The following is a 20,356-nucleotide window of genomic DNA, read 5'->3' as shown; positions in this document are numbered from 1 at the left end:
CTGCCGTGCTGAAAATCCCCGGCCGGGGTTCCTGCTGTCGTAACCAACTGTGGTTGGGGGGCAGTCGGGTTTCGTCAGCGCGCGAAGCGTAGGATGCACGCTGGGTGGCCGTCTGTTCAATATTGACCACCCTAGCGCGGATGGGGGTGCTAATAGACTTCACCTTGAGCCTTTGTCTGTAGAAAGAAGGCAGTACTTGTTGCAATTCAAAGCGGGGCTACATCAATCGCGGGTAGATTTTTCATAAGAAAAGATCGAAAATTCCAGAAAGTCAGTTGTTGTCGGCTCTTGGCCCGAAGTGGACACGCTGCGATCACCTATTCCTCTGATTTTGTTGACCGCAAGGTCATCAAGGATCTCCGGCGATAAGCACCGGCGCGTTTCACCATCAAGCCTGTGCGGGCTGCTCCGGCGGTCGTTGAGGATAGGCGCGAATTTTCGCGGACAGGGCTTCCAATTCGGCCCATCGCTCCCGCTCGTCTTCAGGCCTTGTGCGGCCAACCGGCCTGCAAGGTCTTGCGAAGCGTTGGTGTCCGGTGCAAAAGCGCGGCCATGCTGATCATTAACGACCTTTCGCTCCGCATGGCCGGGCGCCTGCTTCTCGACCATGCCTCGCTGACCTTGCCGGCCGGCACCAAGGCTGGCCTTGTCGGCCGCAACGGTACTGGCAAGACGACGCTGTTCAAGGCCATCACCGGCGATTTTCCCTCCGAGACAGGCTCGATCAGCCTGCCGAAGAACACGCGCATCGGCCAGGTGGCGCAGGAAGCGCCGGGAACCGAGGAGCCGCTGATCGAGATCGTGCTCAAGGCCGACCTCGAACGCACGGCGCTGCTCGAAGAGGAAAAGACCGCCACCGATCCGCACCGCATCGCCGACATCCACATGCGGCTGGCCGACATCGATGCGCATTCGGCTGAGTCCCGCGCCGCCACGATCCTGGCCGGCCTCGGCTTCGACGATGCCGCGCAGCGCCGTCCGGCCTCGTCCTTCTCCGGCGGCTGGCGCATGCGCGTGGCGCTCGCTGCCGTGCTGTTTTCCGAGCCTGACCTTCTGCTGCTCGACGAGCCGACCAACTATCTCGACCTCGAAGGCACGTTGTGGCTAGAAAACTATGTGTCGAAATACCCACACACCGTGCTTCTGATTTCGCACGACCGCGACCTGCTCAACCGTGCCGTCAACTCGATCGTTCATCTCGACCAGAAGAAGCTGACCTTCTGGCGCGGCGGCTATGACCAGTTCGAGCGCCAGTATACCGAGCAGAAGGAATTGCAGGAAAAGGGCCGCGTCAAACAGGAAGCCGCCCGCAAGCACATGGAATCCTTCGTCGAGCGCTTCCGCGCCAAGGCTTCGAAGGCGAGACAGGCGCAGTCGCGCATCAAGGCGCTGGAAAAGATGAAGCCGATAGCGGCCATCGTGAACGATTCGGTGCGGCCGTTCTCCTTCCCAGAGCCGGTGAAGACAGTGGCGTCACCGATCGTTGCCTTGAACAACGTCAATGTCGGTTACACCGAGGGCCAGCCGATCCTGAAGAAGATGACGCTGCGCATCGACGCCGACGACCGCATCGCGCTGCTGGCGCCAACGGCAACGGCAAGTCGACCTTCGCCAAATTGCTGTCCGGCCGGCTGAAGCAGGAGAGCGGCACAATGACGGTGGCGCCTGGGCTGAAGGTGGCGATCTTCGCTCAGCACCAGCTCGACGATCTGCGTCCCGAGGAAAACGCCTATGAGCATGTGCGCCGGCTGATGCCGGAGGCGCCGGAATCGAAAGTGCGCGGCCGCGTCGCGCAATTTGGTCTCACCACCGAGAAGATGAATACGCCCGCCAAGGACCTATCCGGCGGCGAGAAGGCACGCCTTTTGATGGGTCTGTCGGCGTTCGAGGGACCGAACCTGTTCATCCTCGACGAGCCGACCAACCATCTCGACATCGACAGCCGTGAATCGCTGATCCGTGCGCTGAATGAATTTCCGGGTGCCGTGATCCTGATCTCGCACGACCGCCATCTCCTGGAGGCGACCGCCGACCGGCTGTGGCTGGTCAAGGACGGCGCGGTCAACCCGTATGATGGCGATTTGGAGGACTACAAGACGCTGGTCACCGGTGTGTCCGGCGATCGCCGCGGCAAGCGCGAGGCGGACAAGGCGTCAAAGGCCGACCGCCGCCGCGACGCGGCAGCGCGCCGTGCCGCCTTCGAACCGCTAGCCAAGGAAATCCGCGCCACAGAAGCGCTGATGGACCGAATCCGCAAACGCATCGACGGCATCGAGGACGAACTGGCCAATCCGGCGATCTACGAAAAGGATCCCTCGACCGCGACACGCCTGGCCAAGGAGCGCTCGCAACTCGCCCAGACACTGGCTGGCCACGAGGAGAAGTGGCTGACCATGTCGGCCGAATACGAGGAAGGCACTGCGGAGTAGGGCCAATCTTCCCCCTCGTGGGGGAGATGCCCGGCAGGGCAGAGGGGGGCGCTGTCCCGCCAACCTGTCAGACTTTTTTGCAATCACCTACCGCCGGCTTCGGGACGAATAGATAGGTCGTGATCCTTCGCGCCCCCTCTGTCCTGCCGGACATCTCCCCCACAAGTGGGGAGATTGGCTAATCATCTGGCCCTACACGCGCCCTTTGAAACCCGCTAGACATCTCCCATGAACCAGCACGCCAAGCTCCGCATCGGCCATTCGGCCTGTCCGCATGATTGCCCGTCGACCTGCGCGCTCGAGGTCGAGTTGCTCGATGGCAACCGCATCGGCCGCGTCCATGGCGCCAAGTCCAACAGCTATACGGCCGGTGTCGTCTGCGCCAAGGTTGCGCGCTATGCCGACCGCGTCCACCACCCCGACCGGCTGCTGAAGCCGCTGATCCGCGCCGGCGCCAAGGGCGAGGGCGTCTGGAAGGAAGCGAGCTGGGAGGCCGCGCTCGACCTCGTCGCCGAAAAATTCATCGCCGCCGAAGCGAAATACGGCTCGGAGACGGTGTGGCCCTATTACTATGCCGGCACGATGGGGCTGGTGCAGCGCGACGGCATCGATCGGCTGCGTCATGCCAAGAAATATTCAGGCTTCTTCGGGTCGATCTGCACCAATCTGGCCTGGACCGGCTGGATGATGGGGGCGGGCGCCTTGCGTGGACCCGACCCGCGCGAAATGGCGAAATCCGACTGCGTGGTGATCTGGGGCACCAATGCCGTGGTCACCCAGGTCAATGTGATGACCCACGCCATCAAGGCGCGCAAGGAGCGTGGCGCGAAGATCGTCGTCATCGACGTCTATGAAAACGCGACGATGAAGCAGGCGGACATGGGCCTGGTCCTGAGGCCCGGCACCGACGGCGCGCTGGCCTGCGCGGTCATGCATGTGCTGTTCAGGGAAGGCTTGGCCGACCGCGCCTATCTCGAAAAATACACCGATGACCCGAAGGGGTTGGAAGCGCATTTGAAGACGCGTACGCCGGAATGGGCCGCCGCGATTACCGGTCTTGGCGTCGCTGAAATCGAAGCCTTCGCGCGATTGGTTGGCACGACCAAGAAAACCTATTTCCGTCTCGGCTATGGCTTTGCCCGCCAGCGCAACGGCGCGGTCAACATGCATGCCGCGTCCTGCATCGCCGCGGTCACCGGCAGCTGGCAGTATGAGGGCGGCGGCGCCTTCCATTCCAATTCCGGCATCTTCAAGCTCAACCAGGAGGTGCTGGAAGGCTCGAGGATGCGCGATCCCTCGATCCGCTACCTCGACCATTCGCGCATCGGCCCAGTGCTGACCGGCGCCAGCGACGCGCTCTATGGCGGACCGCCGGTGACGGCGATGCTGATCCAGAACACCAATCCGGTGAACGTCGCGCCCGAGCAGCGGCTGGTGAAGCAGGGTTTCCTGCGCGACGACCTGTTTTCTTGCGTGCACGAGCAGTTCATGACCGACACGGCCAAGCTTGCCGATGTCGTGCTGCCGGCGACGATGTTCCTCGAACATGACGACGTCTACAAGGGCGGCGGCAACCAGCACATTACGCTCGGACCGAAGCTGATCGAGCCGCCGGAAGGGCCGCGTAGCAACCATTTCGTCATCGAGCAACTGGCCGAGCGCCTGGGGGTCGCAGACCGCCCGGGCTTTGGTCTGACCGAGCAGCAGCATATCGACATCATTCTCGGCAAGCGCGGGCTGGGCAGCTTCGACAGCTTGAAAGAGCAAAAATGGCTCGATCTGCAGCCGGATTTCGAGACCGCGCATTTCATCAAGGGCTTTGGCCATGCGGATGGAAAATTCCGTTTCCGCGCCGACTGGACCGGCCAGGCGGCGCCCAACCGGCCGCCGAAGAGCATGGGCCTGTTCGGACCGGTGGAACGGCTGCCCGAGTTCCCCGACCATGTCGACTTGATCGAAGTGGCCGACGAGGCGCATCCGTTCCGGCTGACGACTTCGCCGGCGCGCAATTTCCTCAACTCGACCTTTGCGGAGACGCCGGTGTCGAAGGAAAAGGAAGGCCGGCCGGCACTGCTCCTGCATCCCGACGATGCGACTGACCTCGGGCTTGCCGATGGCGACCGTGTCGAAGTCGGCAACCAGCGCGGCGACCTGGTGTTGCACGCGAAATTCTTCGACGGCATCAAGCGCGGCGTGGTGATCGCCGAGGGCATCTGGCCGAACAGCGCGCATGAACGCGGCGAGGGCATCAACGTGCTGACTGGCGCCGATGCGCCGGCGCCCTATGGCGGCGCTGCCTTCCACGACAACAAGGTTTGGCTGCGCAAGGCAAGTTGAGCCGGGCGAAGCGTGTCAGTCGTCTGGAGGCCGGCTATACCGGCAGGATTTCGGCCGCCTTTTTCCTGTTCAGCCGGTGCCGGATGTCATCGGCAATTGCTTGGGCTTCGATGCCGATTTCGCGCAGCAATCCGGTGACGGCATTGTGGAAACCGATGAGGTAGAGGCCGAGATCCGAAGCTTTGGGGGTAACGCCGCTGCGGTCCGGCTGGATGCCGGGCTCGAGAAATCTGGCATAGCCCGGCCGGTAACCGGTGGCGAAGATGATCGCGTCGAATTCGCCGTCTTTGCCGTCGGCAAACCGCGCGCCGCGTTCCGAGATCTCGGCGATATCAGGCGCAACCTTGATAGCGCCTTCGCGGATCTTGCCGATGGTACCCACGTCGATCACCGGAATGCGCGACGCAATCTCGATCTGTTCCAGCAATCCCTGTCCCGGGCGTTTGAGCCCATATTTTTCCAGCCTGCCCAGCACCAGGTCGAGAATGACCGGGAAAAGAAAATCATTGAGGCGTTGCGGACCGAAGCGTGTCGCCATGCCGACGATCTGGATGGGCACGCCGAACAGTTCACGCGGCACGATATGAACGCCGCCGCGCACGGAAATCGTCGGCTGCGCGCCGTTTTCCGCCAGATCGAGCGCAATCTCGGCGCCAGTGTTACCCATGCCGATGACCAGCACCGACTGACCGGCGAAGGGCGTGGCATTGTGATAGTCGGCGCTATGCAATGTCTTGCCGGTGAAGCTGTCGATGCCGGCAAATCGGGGCCGTGAGGGCTCGGCATTGTAGCCTGACGCGATCACCACATGTTTGGCGCGCAACGGGCCGGATGTCGTGTCCACACGCCAGCCGTGACCCGCCCGGATGATCGCGTTCACCGTTTCTCCGAAGCGGGGCTTGAGGTCGAAGCGTTGCCCATAGGAATCGAGATAGTCGACGAAGAGAGCGCGCGGCACGTAACGCGGATAGTGCTTCGGGAAGGGCACGAAGGGCAGGGACGAATAGCGCTTGGTCGTGTGCAGGTGGACGCGCTCGTAATGGCGCCGCCAGGCGGGCGCGGCCTGCTGCTCTTTTTCGATGATGATGAAGTCGACGCCGGCCTGCCGCAGGCAGGCGGCAACTGCTAGGCCCGCCGGTCCGGCACCGATGATCGCTACTGGTGTGATATCGTCCAAGCGCGCCTCCCAGCTCAATTCGCGTCCGAAGAATGTCGAAAACAGGGCAGGGCCGGACGGGAGCCTGCCTGCCGGCAAGGCTCAATCCTGCAACGGCACCGTCAGCCCGACCTTGACACGGTCCATGGCGACGAAGGTGCGAAACTTCCGGACATTGTTGCTGCCGAAAAACAGTTTTCGCGTCAACGCCTCATAGGCACCCATGTCGGCCACGGTGATGACGAGGATGAAGTCGGCCTCGCCGGTGACGTAATAGCATTGCTGCACCTCCGGCGTTTCCGAGAATTGCCGTTTGGCCGCGTCGATCAATTCGGTGCGCTCGCTCTCCAGCTCCACTTCGACGAAGATGGTGATGGGTTGGCCGACCGCCGTGGGTTCGATGATGGCGACATTGCTTGCGATGACGCCGGTCTGTTCCATCCGCTTGATGCGGCGCTGCACCGCCGGTGCCGACAGGTTCACCGCTTCGCCGATCAGCCGCTGCGGCGTGGTGTTGTCCCGCTGCAGGATGGCAAGGATGGCGAGATCGAAATTGTCGAGCGGGGGCGGCGATGGAGGCAATGGCGGTATCCCGGTGAAACAAACTTGCATTTCGGAGGCCCAATTACAGCGCTCTTTGCGCCTGTCCTGCAATATGGTCTCGCTGAGTACCAAGGAGATCACCCGTGTTCCTGCCCAATCGCAATGCCTTGCACGGCAAGCCGCTCGATGCGGCCGATGCCGAAACTCTCGGGATTGCTGGTGCCGACACGGTCGAGCGCTTTCTTGCCCATCGTGACAATCACGTGATGACCCCGCTGCACGCGCTGCCGGCGCTGGCGGGCGAACTCGGCCTCGCTGCGCTGCATGTCAAGGATGAGGGCTTTCGTCTCGGCCTCGGCAGCTTCAAGGCGCTGGGCGGCGCCTATGCTGTCTTCCGCCTGGTGCTGGAGGAGGCAAGCAAACGGCTTGGCGGTACGATGGATGTCGAGGATCTTGACAGGTCCGATGTTCGCTCGGTCGCCGCAAAGATGACTTTTGCCTGCGCCACCGACGGCAATCACGGCCGCTCTGTCGCGCAAGGCGCCGCGCTTGCCGGCGCCAGGGCCGTGATCTTTGTCCATGCCGGTGTCAGCGACGAGCGCATCTCGGCAATCGCCCGCTATGGCGCGGAGATGGTCCGCGTCGACGGCAATTATGACGATTCGGTCAAGCAGGCAGCCAAGGTCGCCGCCGAGAAAGGCTGGACCGTGGTGTCGGATACGTCGTGGCCGGGATACGAGCGCATTCCCGGCCTCGTCATGCAGGGCTATACGGCGATCGTGCGTGAAGCGCTTCGCCAACTCCGGGAATCTCCGACCCACGTTTTCGTCCAGGCAGGCGTCGGCGGCATTGCTGCCGCGGTGGCCGGCCATCTCGCTATCGTGCTCGGCGACGCCAGGCCAACCTTCATTGTCGTCGAGCCGGCACGCGCGGCCTGCGTTGTCGCGGCTGCCCGGGCAGGGCATGTGGTCAAGGTGGCCCATGACCAGCCGACTGTCATGGCCATGCTTGAATGCTACGAAGCCTCGCAAGTCGCCTGGCGTGTGCTGGCGCGCGCCGCCGACGCCTTCATGACCGTGGACGAGGACGACGCCATCGCGGTGATGCAACGGCTGGCGCGGCCGGCCGGGAGCGATCCGCTGATCGTCGCCGGCGAGAGCGGCGGCGTCGGCCTTGCCGGACTGATCCGGGCGATGGCCGAAAACAGGTGCGATCTTGGCCTCGACGGCAGATCCCGCGTGCTGGTGATCAACACCGAAGGCGCCACCGACCCGCATCGCTATGCCGAGCTGGTCGGGATGAGCCCGGCCGATGTGCTGACCGGCAAGCTCGCTGCCGAGGCAACATCATGATCGCGGTCGATGCACAGCGCCTGCTTGGCCGGATCCGTGAACTCGGCGCCATTGGCCGCGACGGCGAAGGCAGGCTGACCCGGCTGGCCGCCTCCGACACCGACAGACAGGGCCGCGACCTCTTCGTCGGCTGGCTGCGCCAGGCCGGGCTCGATGTCGCCATCGACCGCATAGGCAACATTTTCGGCATCTGGCAAAATGCCGGCAATGCAGGCAGGGCACCGCTGCTCATCGGCTCGCACATCGACACGGTCATCGACGCCGGCATCTATGATGGATGCTACGGCGTGCTTGCCGGGCTGGAGGTGATCGAGACGCTGAAGGCGTCTGGCCTTTCGCCGTCGCGCCCGCTCGCTGTCGCGGCCTTCACCAATGAGGAAGGCGTGCGCTTCTCTCCCGACATGATGGGATCGCTGGTCCATGCCGGCGGCGTCGATGTCGAAGCGGCACTCGCCGCTGTCGGGACCGACGGCAGCACGCTCGGGCAGGAACTGGCCCGCATCGGTTATGCGGGCGAGCGCGAACCCGGTTTTCTCAAGCCGCACATCTATGTCGAACTGCATATCGAACAGGGGCCGGTTCTGGAGCGCGAAGGCATCCCGATCGGCGCGGTTGAGAACCTGCAAGGCATCTCCTGGCAGCGCATCACCCTCGAGGGTGTCGCCGACCACGCCGGCACCACGCCGATGTCAATGCGCTGCGACGCCGGATATGCCGCGGCACGCGTGATCACCTTTCTGCACGACAAGGCGGCGGCGTCCAATTCGCCAACGGTTGTCACCGTCGGCACGATGCGCTTCGAGCCCAACGCCATCAACGTCATTCCATCGCGCGCGGTCTTCACCGTCGATCTGCGCGATCCCGACGAGCAGCGCCTGCAGGCGCAGGAGGCGGCACTGGCCGCCTTTTTGGAACAGCTCGTCGCCGAGGGCATCACGGTGACGGTCGAAAGGCTGGCGCGCTTCGAGCCGGTTGTCTTCGACGGCCGGGTCGTCGAACTGATCGAGGCCGCCGCAAGGAAGCGCGGGCTTGCCTCGCGGCGCTTGACCTCGGGCGCCGGCCATGACGCGCAGATGATCGCGCGCACCGCGCCGGCGGCGATGATCTTCGTGCCCAGCGCCGGAGGCATCAGCCACAGTCCGCGCGAGCACACCGAAGATGCTGAGCTTGTTGCCGGCGCCAACATCCTGCTTGATGTCATCGCTGAACTTGCCGAACTCGAAGGCTGAAGACATGGCTGAACTCGATCCAGAAACGCTGAAGCGCGAGATGACCGCCTGGCGGCGCGACCTGCATGCACACCCGGAATTCGGCTTCGAAGAGACACGCACCGCGGCCTTCGTTGCCGCCAAGCTGCGCGAATTCGGCCTCGACGATGTCACGGAGGGTGTCGGCGGCACAGGTGTCGTCGGCACGCTGAAGCGCGGCACCGGCAACCGCGCTATTGCGCTCCGGGCCGACATGGATGCGCTGCGCATAGCAGAGCAATCGGCCGCGCCATACCGCTCCGGCAATCCCGGGGTGATGCATGCCTGCGGCCATGACGGCCACACCGCCATGCTGCTCGGTGCCGCAAAGCTGCTCGCCGGCGAGGGCGGTTTCGACGGCACCGTGCGCTTCATCTTCCAGCCGGCCGAGGAGTGGGGCAGGGGCGCGTTGGCCATGCTCGACGATGGCCTGATGCAGCGCTTCCCCTTCGACGAGATTTTTGGCCTGCACAACATGCCCGGCCTGCCTGTCGGGCATTTCGAGACCCGAGCCGGCCCGATAATGTCGGCCGAGGACAACTTCGAGATCGTACTGAGGGGCCTCGGCGGCCACGCGGCGCGGCCGCATTCGGGCAACGAAACGCTGGTCGCCGCTTGCGCGCTGGTCACCAATCTGCAGACCATCGTCTCGCGCCGGCTGAGCCCGGCCGACATAGCGGTGGTTTCGGTGACCGAATTGATCACCGACGGCACCCGCAATGCATTACCCGGTCTTGCCCGCATCCTTGGCGATGCGCGCAGCTTCCGCCCCGAGGTCAGCGCCGCGATCGAACGCCAGATGCGCATCATCGCCGAGGGCACCGCTGCCGCCTACAACGTTGCCGCCGAGGTGAACTACAGCAGAGAATTTGTGCCTTTGCGCAACGACGCCGAACTGGTCGACGCGGCCTTCGCCGCCGCCAGGAGCGTTTTCGAACCCGGCAATATCGCAATTGCCCGCGAGCCGATGACAGCGTCGGAGGATTTCGCTCGCTTTCTTGACCACGTGCCGGGCTGTTTCGTCTTCCTCGGCAATGGCGAGGCCTCGGCACCCCTCCATAATTCCAGCTACGACTTCAATGATGACGGACTGGTGTTCGGCACGAATTTCCATGTCGCCATCGCCAGGCAACGGCTTGGGGTTTGACAGCCCTGTCGGCGCTTTTGCGGGGAAAACGCCCGGAAAAGGCCGAAATCCGCGATCCCGGATGACGCAGCGGCAAGACTCAGCTAACCTATGTTGTGCGGCGGACCTGATTTATCCGCTTGGCCGGCGCCTTCTCCTCCCAAGCGGCGCCGGCCTTCTTCGTTGAGACGCTTGGCTGCTAAATTAGAGCTCATTAAATTTAGAATATTCGCACTTGCCGGAAGTTAGGGTCTTGCTGGCATAGAAGCCGCCGGTCTTTGGGGTGGTTGCGGGAAGACGGATGCACGGGCGAAGCTGGATAAAGGCGTTGCGCCAGAACGAGGCGCGGCAGGTGCGTGCGCGCATCGCCGAACTCGAAAGAAACCTGACGGCTGCGTCCGCGTCCCGGGGCCGTCAGCAGCGACAGGAAGCTGGGCACGAACTGCGCAACGCCAAGTTCCGGCTCGAGCGCCTTGAGGAATGCATCGCGGCAATGCCATGAGGTTCCGACTGCAACCTCGTTGCACCGAACACCTTACTTGCCGACAGTCTCTGCGTTCATGACAGGATTGTCGGCGTAGGAGCTTTGTTCGGCACCAGGAGCCTTGGTCGGTGGCAGTTTGTTGTCGCAGGCCGAGACAGCCAAAGCCACCAGAACGAGGATTAATCCTAGCTTTTTCATCGCTACCGCCTCCAATCTACAACGAGCCTCCAGTTTCAAAACGAGGCGATGTTGGTTTGGTTGCGAACCAGCGTTGAGGGAACAAAACGCCATGCCTGCGGTTGATCTCTCTTAGAGGAGACCGCAGCATGATCCGTTTGCTTCTGGCCGGCACCTTTGCCTTTCTCACCTACCGCCTCGCGCGCAGGATGACCGATGACGTGCCCGGCGACATCGATCCCCTGTTGCTGCCCGCATCGAGAAGTGACCGCGACGCTCTGCGCCGCCAATCGGCGGCCATGGGTGTCGATCCCCGGCGCTAATTCGTCGTGCCGCTTCTTTGTTGCGAACAAAGCGGAAACGATGCTTGATGGGCGATGAACCTCGCCGCCCATGATTCGACCTTTGTGGAATCGACTGCCCAGCCCGCCTATCTCGCGCGGCTGAATGACGCCCAACGTCAGGCCGTCGAGCATGGCGACGGCAGGATCGCCGGTCCCTTGCTGGTCATTGCCGGCGCCGGCTCGGGCAAGACCAACACGCTGGCACATCGCGTCGCTCATTTGATCGTCAAGGGCGCCGACCCGCGCCGCATCCTGCTAATGACCTTTTCGCGGCGCGCCGCCTCCGAAATGGCCAAGCGCGTCGAGCGCATCGCCGGCGAGGTGCTCGGCCGTGACGCCGCGGTCATCACCGATGCGCTGACCTGGGCCGGCACCTTTCACGGCATCGGTGCGCGGCTGTTGCGCGACTATGCGCTGGAGATCGGCCTCGATCCGGCCTTCACCATCCATGACCGCGAGGATTCGGCCGACCTGATGAATCTCGTGCGCCACGAACTCGGCTTCTCCAAGACGGAGGCGCGCTTTCCGACCAAAGGCACCTGCCTTGCCATCTATTCGCGCGCCGTCAACGCGCAGGCGCCGCTCGGCGAAGTGCTAGGCTCCGCCTTCCCCTGGTGTGCCGGCTGGGCCGAGCAGTTGAAACAGCTGTTCGCCGGTTACGTCGAGGCCAAGCAGGCGCAGAACGTGCTCGATTACGACGATCTGCTGCTCTACTGGGCGCAGATGGCGGCCGAGCCGGAAATCGCGGCGCATCTGGGCGGGCGTTTCGACCACGTGCTGGTCGACGAATACCAGGACACCAACCGGCTGCAGGCTTCGATCCTGATGGCACTCAAACCCGACGGCGCCGGGCTGACGGTGGTCGGCGACGATGCGCAGTCGATCTATTCCTTCCGTGCCGCCGAGGTGCGCAACATCCTCGACTTCCCCAACCAATTCGCGCAGGCCGCCCATGTGGTGATGCTGGAGCGCAATTACCGCTCGACCGAGACCATTCTGGCCGCCGCCAATGCGGTCATCGGCGAGGCCTCGGAGCGTTTTACGAAGAACCTTTGGTCGGAGCGCAAATCAACCGACAAGCCAAGGCTGGTAACCGTGCGCGACGAGGTCGAGCAGGCCAACTTCGTCTGCGACACGATCCTCGCCGAGCGAGAGGCCGGCACGGCGCTGAAATCGCAGGCGGTGCTGTTTCGCGCCTCGCACCACAGTGGGCCGCTCGAAATCGAGCTGACGCGGCGCAACATTCCCTTCGTCAAGTTCGGTGGCCTGAAATTCCTCGATGCCGCGCACGTCAAGGATGTGCTGGCGGTGCTGCGCTTTGCCGAAAACCCGCGCGACCGCGTCGCCGGTTTCCGCGTGCTGCAGCTGATGCCGGGCATTGGCCCTTCAGCTGCCGGACAGATTGTCGAGACGATGACCACGGCGCTGGATGAGGCGATGGGCCTCGCCGGCTGGCGGCCGCCGCAGCGCGCGGCGGATGACTGGCCGGGCTTCGTCTCGCTCTATGCCGGCCTGCGGGCCGGCGCCAAATGGCCGGCCGATCTAGAGCAGGTCAGGCTGTGGTACGAGCCGCATCTGGAGCGCATCCACGAGGACGCGATCACCCGGCGCGCCGACCTTTTGCAACTCGAGCAGATCGGCTCGGGTTACGCCTCGCGCGAACGCTTCCTGACCGAACTGACGCTCGATCCGCCGGACGCGACCAGCGACCAGGCCGGACCGCCGCATCGCGACGAGGATTATCTGATCCTGTCGACCATCCACTCGGCCAAGGGCCAGGAGTGGAAGAATGTCTTCGTGCTCAATACGGTCGATGGCTGCATTCCGGCCGATCTCGGTGTCGGCACCAAGGAGGATATCGAGGAGGAGCGCCGGCTGCTCTACGTGGCGATGACGCGGGCCAAGGACAATCTCAACCTCGTCATGCCGCAGCGTTTCTTTCCGCACGGCCAGGCGGCGCGCGGCGACCGCCACCTCTATGCCTCGCGCACCCGCTTCATCCCGGCCTCGATCCTCGCCGCGTTCCAGCAGGTGTTGTGGCCGAGCGCGCAAGCGGCGCAAGGCAGGGCGCCCCGGCCGGAAGTGCGCGTCGATATCGGCGCGCGCATGCGCGGCATGTGGAAATAGCTGAAATTATGTCCCAACCGCCGATCCGGATTGCCCTCGCCGGCGCGCTGGGACGCATGGGCCGCCAGATGGCGGAGGCTGTGCAGGCCCATCCGCGGCTGGCGCTCGTTGCACGCTTCCACCGGCCAGGCAATGCGGGCGATGGGCTGGTGAGCCGCGACGAGGCGCTTGCCTTGGCCGATGTAGTGATCGATTTCACCACACCGGCCGCCTCCGCCGATCTGGCGAGCTTCTGTGCGAAGCGCGGCGGACCGGCCCTGGTGATCGGCTCGACCGGTTTCGATGCCGCCGAACTGGCGGCAATCGCCAACGCCGCGAAAACGATTCCCATCGTCCGCTCCGGCAGTTTTTCGCTCGGGCTCAACATGCTGGTCGGGCTGGTCGAGCAGGCGGCGAGGGCACTCGCTGCCGAAGATTGGGATGCAGAGATTTTCGAGGCGCATCATCGCCACAAGATCGACGCGCCGTCGGGCACCGCGCTGATGCTGGGCCAGGCCGTTGCCGGTGGACGCGGCGTCGAACTGGACGCGGTCGCAAGGCGCGTTCGCGACGGCGTCACCGGTGCGCGTCCGGCCGGCGAGATCGGTTTTGCAGTGGTTCGCGGCGGCAGCATCATCGGCGAGCACAGCGTCAGCTTCTGTGCCGAAGGCGAGCTTGTTACTCTGTCGCATGCGGCCGGCGACCGCATCATGTTCGCCCGTGGCGCCATTGCCGCGGCACTTTGGGTGGCGGGACGCTCGCCCGGCGAATACGATATGCGCGACGTTCTTGGGCTGAACGATTGAGCAGGCGTGCGTTGTCGCGGCATGTTCGCTAGCCGCGGCTTACCAATCCGTAAGCTTTGATTTTCAGCTTTTCCTTGAAAGCTGGATGAAAGGTTGGTGCCATAACTGTTGACTGGCGTCCCCATATTGTCGCGCAAAAGCGATGGGAGAGAGGGGCGCGGTAAACGAACAAAGGGAAGAGGCCATGTCGCTCGCGCGAATTCTGCTTGATTCAGCCGCCACAACCGCACTCGTCGCCACCATGGCCTTGTCCGCGCCATCCGCACGCGCCGACGAAAAAATCTCCATCATGGTCGGCGGTTACGAGAAACAGATTTATCTGCCCGCCAAGCTGACCGAGGCGCTCGGCTACTTCAAGGACGAGGGCCTCGACGTCGAGTTGCTGAATGAACCGGCCGGCGTCGACGCCGAAAACGAGATGCTCGCCGGTGCCGTGCAAGGGGTTGTCGGCTTCTACGATCACTGCATCGATCTGCAGGCCAAGGGCAAATTCGTCGAATCCATCGTCCAGTTCAGTCAGGCGCCGGGCGAGGTCGAGCTGGTTTCGACGAAACATCCGGAGATCAAATCACCCGCCGACTTCAAGGGAAAGAGCCTGGGCGTGACCGGTCTGGGCTCATCGACGAATTTTCTTACGGAATATCTCGCCGTCAAGAACGGCTTGAAGCTCGGGGATTTCACCTCGGTTCCGGTTGGCGCCGGCACCACCTTCATCGCCGCCATGCAGCAGGACAAGATCCAGGCCGGCATGACGACCGAGCCGACGATCACCCGCCTGCTGAAAACCGGCGAAGCGACCGTTCTTATCGATATGCGCACAATGGAGGGCACCAAGGCCGCGCTCGGCGGTACCTACCCGGCTGCCTCGCTCTATATGCAGACCGACTGGGTCGAAGCGCATAAGGACATCGTGCAGAAGCTGGCCAATGCCTTCGTCAAGACGCAGAAGTTCATCAACACGCATAGCGGCGCCGAGATCGCCGACAAGATGCCGAAGGACTATTATGTCGGCGACAAGGAAGGCTACGTGAAGGCCCTCGATGCCGGCAAGGCAATGTTCACCCCCGACGGGATCATGCCTGCAGGTGGGCCGGAGACGGTGCTGACGGTTCTTTCAGCCTTCAAGAAGGAACTGCAGGGCAAGCAGATCGACCTCTCAAAGACCTACACCTCGGAATTCGTCAAGAACGCCAAGTAGCAGGCCGAGCCGGCGCGATGCGCGACATCGCGCCGGCAATCGTCAGCTCTTAATGTCCGGCGGCCCTGGCCGACGGCGGCGCCCGCTCGTATCTGGAGTTCCACCATGGCCCCTGAAAAGACCACACCAGCGATTGAGCTGATCAATGTCAGCCGTCGCTTCCTCTCGCCCACCGGCAAATCGCTGACGGCGCTACGCGATTTCACCATGACCGTCGAGCGCGGCGAATTCGTCGCCGTCGTCGGCCCGACCGGTTGCGGTAAATCCACCACTCTCAACCTGGTCACTGGATTGGCAAGCCCAAGTGCCGGCGAGGTTCGTGTCATGGGCGCGCCGGTCAAGGGGATAGACCCGCGCATCGGTTTTGTTTTCCAGAGCGATGCTTTGTTCCCCTGGCGAACCGTGATCGAGAATGTGATGGCCGGCCCGCTTTTTCGCGGCAGGGCGAAGTCGGACGCCACGGCCGCGGCGCGCGACTGGCTGGCGCGCGTCGGCCTGTCGCGTTTCGAGCACCATTATCCGCACCAACTTTCCGGCGGTATGCGCAAGCGCGTGGCGCTGGCCCAGACTTTCATAAACGGCCCGGAGATCCTGCTTATGGACGAGCCGTTTTCGGCGCTTGACGTACAGACGCGCGTGCTGATGCACGAGGAATTGCTGCGGCTGTGGTCGCAGGCAAAGGCTTCCGTGGTCTTCGTCACACATGACCTCGAAGAGGCGATTGCGCTCGCCGACAAGGTCTATGTCCTGACCGCCGGGCCGGCCACGGTAAAATCGGTCTACACGATTGATCTGCCGCGTCCGCGCGTCGTCGCCGATATCCGCTACGAGCAGAGCTTCATCAATTACTCGCGCACGATCTGGGCCGACCTCAAGGAAGAGGTCGAGACCAGCTATGCGCGTGCGGCAGCCTGAGGAGGAAAGCCATGACCGATGCCGCCATCGACATCAGAGCAGGGGCTTTCAAGCCTGGCACATCAGACGCCGAAATCGAAGCTGCCGCCGCGAAGGCGGCTACGCATCGCCGCCGCACCGTGATGTTCTGGCGGGTCGCCATCCTCCTTGCCTTTCTCGGCCTTTGGGAAGTCGCCGCGCGCGAGGCCTGGATCGATCCGTTCTTCTACGCGATGCCGAGCGCGATCGCGCAGCGGCTCTATGAATGGACGACGGAAGGAACGTCCGAGGGGCCGCTCTGGTATCATCTCTATGTCACCATGGAGGAGTCGGTCATCGGCTTCGCGACCGGTTCGGTCGCCGGTATCATCATCGGCGTCGCGCTCGGTCGCAACCGGATGGCCGCCGACATTTTCTCGATCTACATCAAGGTCATCAATTCCATTCCGCGCGTGGTTCTGGCGCCGATCTTCATCATGATCCTCGGCCTCGGCCTCGCCTCGAAAGTGGCGCTTGCCTTCGTGATGGTATTCTTCGTCGTCTTCCACAATGCCTTTCAGGGTGTGCGGGAAGCCGACAGGGCAATGATCGCCAATGCCCGCATCCTCGGCGCATCCAACTGGCAACTGACCCGCTCGGTGATTGTCCCGTCAGCGATGAGCTGGATCTTCGCCAGCCTGCATGTCAGCTTCGGCTTTGCCATTATCGGCGCGATTGTCGGCGAGTTCGTCGGCGCGCGCTTCGGCATCGGCCTGCTGATCAACATCGCCAAAGGGTCCTTCGACGCCGCCGGCATGTACGCTGCGATCGTCATCGTCATGGTGGTGGCGCTTGGTGCCGAGTACCTGATGACGATGGTCGAGAGCCGCCTCGCAAAATGGCGCCCCCAGCCACTGAATGAGACGCAGTGAGCCATACGCTAGCCGCTCGCCAGCGGCAGCCGCACTTCAACCACCAGACCGCCGGTCGCGCTATCCCCGAGGGTGACGCGACCGCCGGCATTCTCGACGACTTCGCGCACGATGGCGAGGCCAAGCCCGCTGCCTTCCTCGGTCGAGCCGGCGATGCGGTAGAAGCGCTCGAACACATGGTCCCGCTCGTCCACCGGGATGCCGGGTCCGTCGTCGGCGACCGTCAGCACGGCGTCGCCAGCGACGGCCGCCAGCCTCACCGTGACGCTGCCGCCCGATGAGGAGTAGCGCAGCGCGTTGTCGACGAGGTTGACGATCATCTCGCGCAGCATGGTGCCGTCGCCGATGACCGGCACGGGGCCGGCCTCTTCCAGGCCAAGATCGATGTTGCGGGCGATTGCAACCGGCGCCTGAGCCTCCAGCACATGGCGGGCGGCGTCGGTCAGGTCGATGCGGTCGGCGCGCGGCCGCCGGCTGCCTGGTTCCGCCCGTGACAGGGTGAGCAATTGTTCGGCCAACCGCGCCAGCTTGCCGGAGCTTGCCTGCAGCGCCACCAGCGCCTCCTGGCGCGCGTCGGGGACAGTTTCGCGAAGCGCATAGCTCGCTTGCGTCGACAGCAGTGCCAGTGGCGTGCGCAACTGGTGCGCCGCATTGGCGATGAAGCGACGCTGCGCCGACATCTGCGCTCGCACCCGCTCCATATAGGCGTTCAGCGCATCGATCAGTGGGCGGATCTCGTTTTGGGCACCCGGCACTTCGACCGGGTCGAGATCGCTGCGGCTGGGCGAGCGCACCGCGTCGCGCAGCCGGATCAACGGCGCAAGGCCGCGATGCAGGCCCAGCAGAACGAACAAGCCGGCAATCGCCACCAGCGCCAGCTGCTGGGCAAAGGCGCCAAACCAGAGGCGCCGGACCATGGCGTCGTGTCCGGCAAGCGTGACGCCAACGGTAACTGATATCGGCGAGTCGTCTCCGGCGCCGACCACCGTATGGCTGTAGGTAAGCAGCCGCAGCTGATGGTCGCGATAGGTAGCTTCAGTGTCGGAGGATTTCGGTGCCTCAGGCAGGTCCGGGTAGCCGGTCAGCAGCCGCCCTCCGGCAGCCTTGACATGGTAGTAGACGCTGTCGCGATCACCGGTATCGAACATCTCGATCGCCGCCGGTGGTATTGTTGCGTCGAGCACGCCGTCGGCCACGGCGACACGTTCGGCGATAGCGCGCGCCGAGCCCATCAGCATGCGGTCGGTGACAAGGTCCGCGGTTGCTAGCGCGTTGCGGTGGCTGGTCCACAGATTGATGGTGACGAGCCCAACGAGCGGCAAGACCACCCAAGCCAGCAGTTGCAAGCGGAGACTGTTAATCCTCATGGCGCAAGAGATAGCCGAGGCCGCGCAACGTGACGATACGGACCCGCGACCCCTCGAGCTTCTTGCGCACACGATGCACATAGATCTCGATGGCGCTGGGATCGGCGTCGGTCTCGAAGTCGTAGATCGCCGCCGAAAGCGCTGCCTTGCTCACCGTACGCCCGGCCTTGACCATCAATTGCTCCAGCACCGCATGTTCGCGCGGCGTCAATGCCAGCGTCTCACCGGCGAGCGAAAACAGCCTTGTGTTGGTGTCGAAAACGAGATCGCCGCAGGCAACGACAGGTGCGGTGCGGTCATTGGCGCGTCGCAGCTGGGCACGGATACGGGCCTCGAGCTCCTCGATCTGGAATGGCTTGGCCAGATAGTCGTCGGCGCCTTCATTGAGGCCCTTGACCCGGCCGTCGAGGCTGGCATTGGCGGTCAGCACGATCACCGGCACCCGGTTACCGCGTGCCCGCAGCAGGCGCAGCACCTCCAGGCCGCTCATGCGCGGCAGCGCCAGGTCGAGGATGACAAGCGCGTGGTCGCCAGCAGCCAACGCATGCTCGACATCCTCGCCGTCATGGACGATGTCGACGACATAATTCGCCTGGCGCAGGGTCTTGCCCAGCCAGTCGGCCAGTTCGTGATTGTCCTCGACAAGCAGCAGTCGCATCTTCTATGGCAGTCCGGATCCATTTCCCAGCGGATCGCTTTGGGCGTGATCGGCCGCGGCACCCCTGATCTCTCTTGAATGAGCGACAGTATCGATCCCAACGCAAGAAAAATGCGCGTCTCGCGGCTAGGGGTAACAGCAGATCCTTACAGGCTCAGGTCGGCCTATTTTCACCCACAAATCGAACCGGTCGGTTCAAGTTATGTTGACGGACCGTGAGCGGATGATGGATGCCGGCTGGGTGAATCGCCGCATCGTTCGCTGGATGTTTCCATATAACCATATGATATTAATAAATAAAATAGTCTTTGCCTGACCTTCTGGCCGAAGTTCAAGGTCTGGATTCGGTGCGTGATGGAACATCTTCGTGATTGGAAGTCGACGAACGAAAAACCCACTTCCGACCTGTCCGAGCGACGCGAAATTCCTCCCAAGGGCACGCCACTAGACGGACTGAAAAGAGAAATACTGGAGTACTTAAATGACCAAGATCGCACTTGCCGCAGCTGCCATCCTCGTTGCCACCGGCAGCGCCTTCGCCAGCAGCGACCATTATGGCTCGGACAACGTCAACCAGCCGGCTGTTACCACGCACTCGAGCAACATCGACCACAGCTACACGGCTTCGACCCGCAAACCGGTCGAGCACCACGGCTTCAAGCTGACGCCCGATTCGGTCCAGCCGGAATCCGGTCAGGGGATCTGGGGCAACTAAGCCAACGCTCAAGCAGGCCTCGACAACAAAGAGCGGTGGGCTTGGCCCGTCGCTCTTGTTTTTTGCGCAGCAGGGCAGGCACCGGCTGGCATCGGTTTGAGCAGCGGGTCGTCTCACCCGGCAGAAAAGCGTCCACCTCCAGGAATAAAACCGGACCCACCGGGGTCTTGTCCTTAGCGGAACCGTCCTCCCAAGACGCCGCCCAACAGAAGAACCAGGAGATTGAAATGAACAGGATTGCTCTCGCTATCGCCGCCATCCTCGTCGTCACCGGCAGCGCCTTTGCCGGCAGTGACCATTATGGCTCCGATAATGCCAACCAGCCGATTGCTTCGGTTGCCGGCGTCGATCACGCCGTTACCGGCGCGGTCAAGAACACGGACATGGCCGGGCACAAGGCAGCCGACGCCAGGATGAAGACCACCACCGACTGGCCGGAATCCGGCCAGGGTATCTGGGGGAACTAACGTTTCCAGCGCGCGTACGACGGGCTTGGCCTGCAGCCG

At 63.3% G+C, this 20,356-nt stretch carries 19 protein-coding genes and 1 pseudogene; 14 read left to right on the top strand and 6 right to left on the bottom strand.

Annotation, left to right across the window (positions count from 1 at the left end; translation table 11 throughout):
* Positions 1-222: 222 nt before the first annotated feature.
* Entirely contained in the window at positions 223-609 is a 387-nt protein-coding gene (locus AC0V8S_RS27885; protein ID WP_183465324.1) for a hypothetical protein, read from the bottom strand.
* Here AC0V8S_RS27885 and AC0V8S_RS27880 point away from each other — a divergent pair.
* Both AC0V8S_RS27880 and AC0V8S_RS27875 read left to right on the top strand, forming a co-directional pair.
* Positions 553-2,429: pseudogene (locus AC0V8S_RS27880) on the top strand (ABC-F family ATP-binding cassette domain-containing protein). The gene AC0V8S_RS27885 and the pseudogene AC0V8S_RS27880 sit on opposite strands and share 57 nt — an antisense overlap.
* Positions 2,430-2,657: 228 nt before the next feature.
* Positions 2,658-4,766, top strand: a complete 2,109-nt coding sequence (locus AC0V8S_RS27875; RefSeq protein ID WP_475434633.1) for a molybdopterin-containing oxidoreductase family protein — start codon at positions 2,658-2,660, stop codon at positions 4,764-4,766.
* A gap of 34 nt (positions 4,767-4,800) precedes the next feature.
* On the opposite strand, the gene AC0V8S_RS27870 is transcribed toward AC0V8S_RS27875, so the two are convergent.
* Entirely contained in the window at positions 4,801-5,943 is a 1,143-nt protein-coding gene (locus AC0V8S_RS27870; RefSeq protein ID WP_475434631.1) for a flavin-containing monooxygenase, read from the bottom strand.
* 81 nt (positions 5,944-6,024) lie between these two features.
* A complete protein-coding gene (locus tag AC0V8S_RS27865) occupies positions 6,025-6,504 on the bottom strand; it encodes an Lrp/AsnC family transcriptional regulator (RefSeq protein WP_475434629.1) in 480 nt (159 codons plus the stop codon).
* A 104-nt stretch (positions 6,505-6,608) separates the two neighbouring features.
* On the opposite strand from AC0V8S_RS27865, the gene AC0V8S_RS27860 reads away from it, so the two are divergent.
* The 4 genes from AC0V8S_RS27860 to AC0V8S_RS27845 all read left to right on the top strand — a co-directional run bounded on the left by AC0V8S_RS27860 (position 6,609) and on the right by AC0V8S_RS27845 (position 10,692).
* Entirely contained in the window at positions 6,609-7,817 is a 1,209-nt protein-coding gene (locus AC0V8S_RS27860) for a diaminopropionate ammonia-lyase (RefSeq protein WP_475434627.1), read from the top strand.
* Positions 7,814-9,046: an allantoate amidohydrolase gene (locus AC0V8S_RS27855; RefSeq protein ID WP_475434625.1), complete on the top strand. Its 1,233-nt coding sequence runs from the start codon at positions 7,814-7,816 to the stop codon at positions 9,044-9,046. The genes AC0V8S_RS27860 and AC0V8S_RS27855 overlap by 4 nt, the downstream gene beginning before the upstream one ends.
* Before the next feature lie 4 nt (positions 9,047-9,050).
* Complete coding sequence (locus AC0V8S_RS27850) at positions 9,051-10,211, top strand: M20 aminoacylase family protein (RefSeq protein WP_183457992.1); 1,161 nt, start codon at positions 9,051-9,053, stop codon at positions 10,209-10,211.
* Between the two features lie 307 nt (positions 10,212-10,518).
* The gene (locus AC0V8S_RS27845) at positions 10,519-10,692 is read left to right on the top strand and encodes a hypothetical protein (RefSeq protein ID WP_244661617.1); all 174 of its coding nucleotides are present in this window, start codon (positions 10,519-10,521) and stop codon (positions 10,690-10,692) included.
* A 33-nt stretch (positions 10,693-10,725) separates the two neighbouring features.
* Here AC0V8S_RS27845 and AC0V8S_RS27840 read toward each other — a convergent pair whose 3' ends face one another.
* On the bottom strand, positions 10,726-10,872 hold the full coding sequence (locus AC0V8S_RS27840; RefSeq protein WP_475434623.1) for a hypothetical protein: 147 nt from the start codon (positions 10,870-10,872) through the stop codon (positions 10,726-10,728).
* A 128-nt stretch (positions 10,873-11,000) separates the two neighbouring features.
* Between AC0V8S_RS27840 and AC0V8S_RS27835 the strand changes: the two genes are divergently transcribed.
* The 6 genes from AC0V8S_RS27835 (at position 11,001) to AC0V8S_RS27810 (ending at position 17,110) form a co-directional block, all read left to right on the top strand.
* A complete protein-coding gene (locus AC0V8S_RS27835; protein ID WP_475434621.1) occupies positions 11,001-11,174 on the top strand; it encodes a hypothetical protein in 174 nt (57 codons plus the stop codon).
* 54 nt (positions 11,175-11,228) lie between these two features.
* On the top strand, positions 11,229-13,322 hold the full coding sequence (locus tag AC0V8S_RS27830; RefSeq protein ID WP_183457996.1) for an ATP-dependent helicase: 2,094 nt from the start codon (positions 11,229-11,231) through the stop codon (positions 13,320-13,322).
* 8 nt (positions 13,323-13,330) lie between these two features.
* A complete protein-coding gene (gene dapB, locus AC0V8S_RS27825; protein ID WP_475434619.1) occupies positions 13,331-14,107 on the top strand; it encodes a 4-hydroxy-tetrahydrodipicolinate reductase in 777 nt (258 codons plus the stop codon).
* A 241-nt stretch (positions 14,108-14,348) separates the two neighbouring features.
* Positions 14,349-15,305: an ABC transporter substrate-binding protein gene (locus tag AC0V8S_RS27820; RefSeq protein ID WP_432421270.1), complete on the top strand. Its 957-nt coding sequence runs from the start codon at positions 14,349-14,351 to the stop codon at positions 15,303-15,305.
* Positions 15,306-15,410: 105 nt separating this feature from the next.
* Complete coding sequence (locus tag AC0V8S_RS27815; protein WP_183458002.1) at positions 15,411-16,220, top strand: ABC transporter ATP-binding protein; 810 nt, start codon at positions 15,411-15,413, stop codon at positions 16,218-16,220.
* An 11-nt stretch (positions 16,221-16,231) separates the two neighbouring features.
* The gene (locus tag AC0V8S_RS27810; RefSeq protein WP_183458004.1) at positions 16,232-17,110 is read left to right on the top strand and encodes an ABC transporter permease; all 879 of its coding nucleotides are present in this window, start codon (positions 16,232-16,234) and stop codon (positions 17,108-17,110) included.
* Between the two features lie 8 nt (positions 17,111-17,118).
* Here AC0V8S_RS27810 and AC0V8S_RS27805 read toward each other — a convergent pair whose 3' ends face one another.
* Together AC0V8S_RS27805 and AC0V8S_RS27800 are read right to left on the bottom strand one after the other, a co-directional pair.
* A complete protein-coding gene (locus AC0V8S_RS27805) occupies positions 17,119-18,477 on the bottom strand; it encodes a sensor histidine kinase (protein WP_475434617.1) in 1,359 nt (452 codons plus the stop codon).
* On the bottom strand, positions 18,467-19,135 hold the full coding sequence (locus AC0V8S_RS27800) for a response regulator (protein WP_475434615.1): 669 nt from the start codon (positions 19,133-19,135) through the stop codon (positions 18,467-18,469). The genes AC0V8S_RS27805 and AC0V8S_RS27800 overlap by 11 nt, the downstream gene beginning before the upstream one ends.
* 481 nt (positions 19,136-19,616) lie before the next feature.
* On the opposite strand from AC0V8S_RS27800, the gene AC0V8S_RS27795 reads away from it, so the two are divergent.
* Both AC0V8S_RS27795 and AC0V8S_RS27790 read left to right on the top strand, forming a co-directional pair.
* Positions 19,617-19,850: a DUF680 domain-containing protein gene (locus tag AC0V8S_RS27795; protein WP_475434613.1), complete on the top strand. Its 234-nt coding sequence runs from the start codon at positions 19,617-19,619 to the stop codon at positions 19,848-19,850.
* 227 nt (positions 19,851-20,077) lie between these two features.
* Complete coding sequence (locus AC0V8S_RS27790) at positions 20,078-20,317, top strand: DUF680 domain-containing protein (RefSeq protein ID WP_475434611.1); 240 nt, start codon at positions 20,078-20,080, stop codon at positions 20,315-20,317.
* Positions 20,318-20,356 lie beyond the last annotated feature (39 nt).

The organism is Mesorhizobium oxytropidicola (genome assembly GCF_056174625.1).
The sequence above is the reverse complement of the archived record's forward strand: the minus strand, read 5'-3'. Positions and strand labels throughout refer to the sequence as shown.

Coding starts and splice junctions, on each gene's coding strand:
- AC0V8S_RS27885 (WP_183465324.1), bottom strand. CDS start 609: ATGGTCGAGAAGCAGGCGCCCGGCCATGCGGAGCGAAAGGTCGTTAAT.
- AC0V8S_RS27875 (WP_475434633.1), top strand. CDS start 2,658: ATGAACCAGCACGCCAAGCTCCGCATCGGCCATTCGGCCTGTCCGCAT.
- AC0V8S_RS27855 (WP_475434625.1), top strand. CDS start 7,814: ATGATCGCGGTCGATGCACAGCGCCTGCTTGGCCGGATCCGTGAACTC.
- AC0V8S_RS27850 (WP_183457992.1), top strand. CDS start 9,051: ATGGCTGAACTCGATCCAGAAACGCTGAAGCGCGAGATGACCGCCTGG.
- AC0V8S_RS27840 (WP_475434623.1), bottom strand. CDS start 10,872: ATGAAAAAGCTAGGATTAATCCTCGTTCTGGTGGCTTTGGCTGTCTCG.
- AC0V8S_RS27835 (WP_475434621.1), top strand. CDS start 11,001: ATGATCCGTTTGCTTCTGGCCGGCACCTTTGCCTTTCTCACCTACCGC.
- AC0V8S_RS27830 (WP_183457996.1), top strand. CDS start 11,229: ATGAACCTCGCCGCCCATGATTCGACCTTTGTGGAATCGACTGCCCAG.
- dapB (WP_475434619.1), top strand. CDS start 13,331: ATGTCCCAACCGCCGATCCGGATTGCCCTCGCCGGCGCGCTGGGACGC.
- AC0V8S_RS27820 (WP_432421270.1), top strand. CDS start 14,349: ATGGCCTTGTCCGCGCCATCCGCACGCGCCGACGAAAAAATCTCCATC.
- AC0V8S_RS27815 (WP_183458002.1), top strand. CDS start 15,411: ATGGCCCCTGAAAAGACCACACCAGCGATTGAGCTGATCAATGTCAGC.
- AC0V8S_RS27810 (WP_183458004.1), top strand. CDS start 16,232: ATGACCGATGCCGCCATCGACATCAGAGCAGGGGCTTTCAAGCCTGGC.
- AC0V8S_RS27805 (WP_475434617.1), bottom strand. CDS start 18,477: ATGAGGATTAACAGTCTCCGCTTGCAACTGCTGGCTTGGGTGGTCTTG.
- AC0V8S_RS27800 (WP_475434615.1), bottom strand. CDS start 19,135: ATGCGACTGCTGCTTGTCGAGGACAATCACGAACTGGCCGACTGGCTG.
- AC0V8S_RS27795 (WP_475434613.1), top strand. CDS start 19,617: ATGACCAAGATCGCACTTGCCGCAGCTGCCATCCTCGTTGCCACCGGC.
- AC0V8S_RS27790 (WP_475434611.1), top strand. CDS start 20,078: ATGAACAGGATTGCTCTCGCTATCGCCGCCATCCTCGTCGTCACCGGC.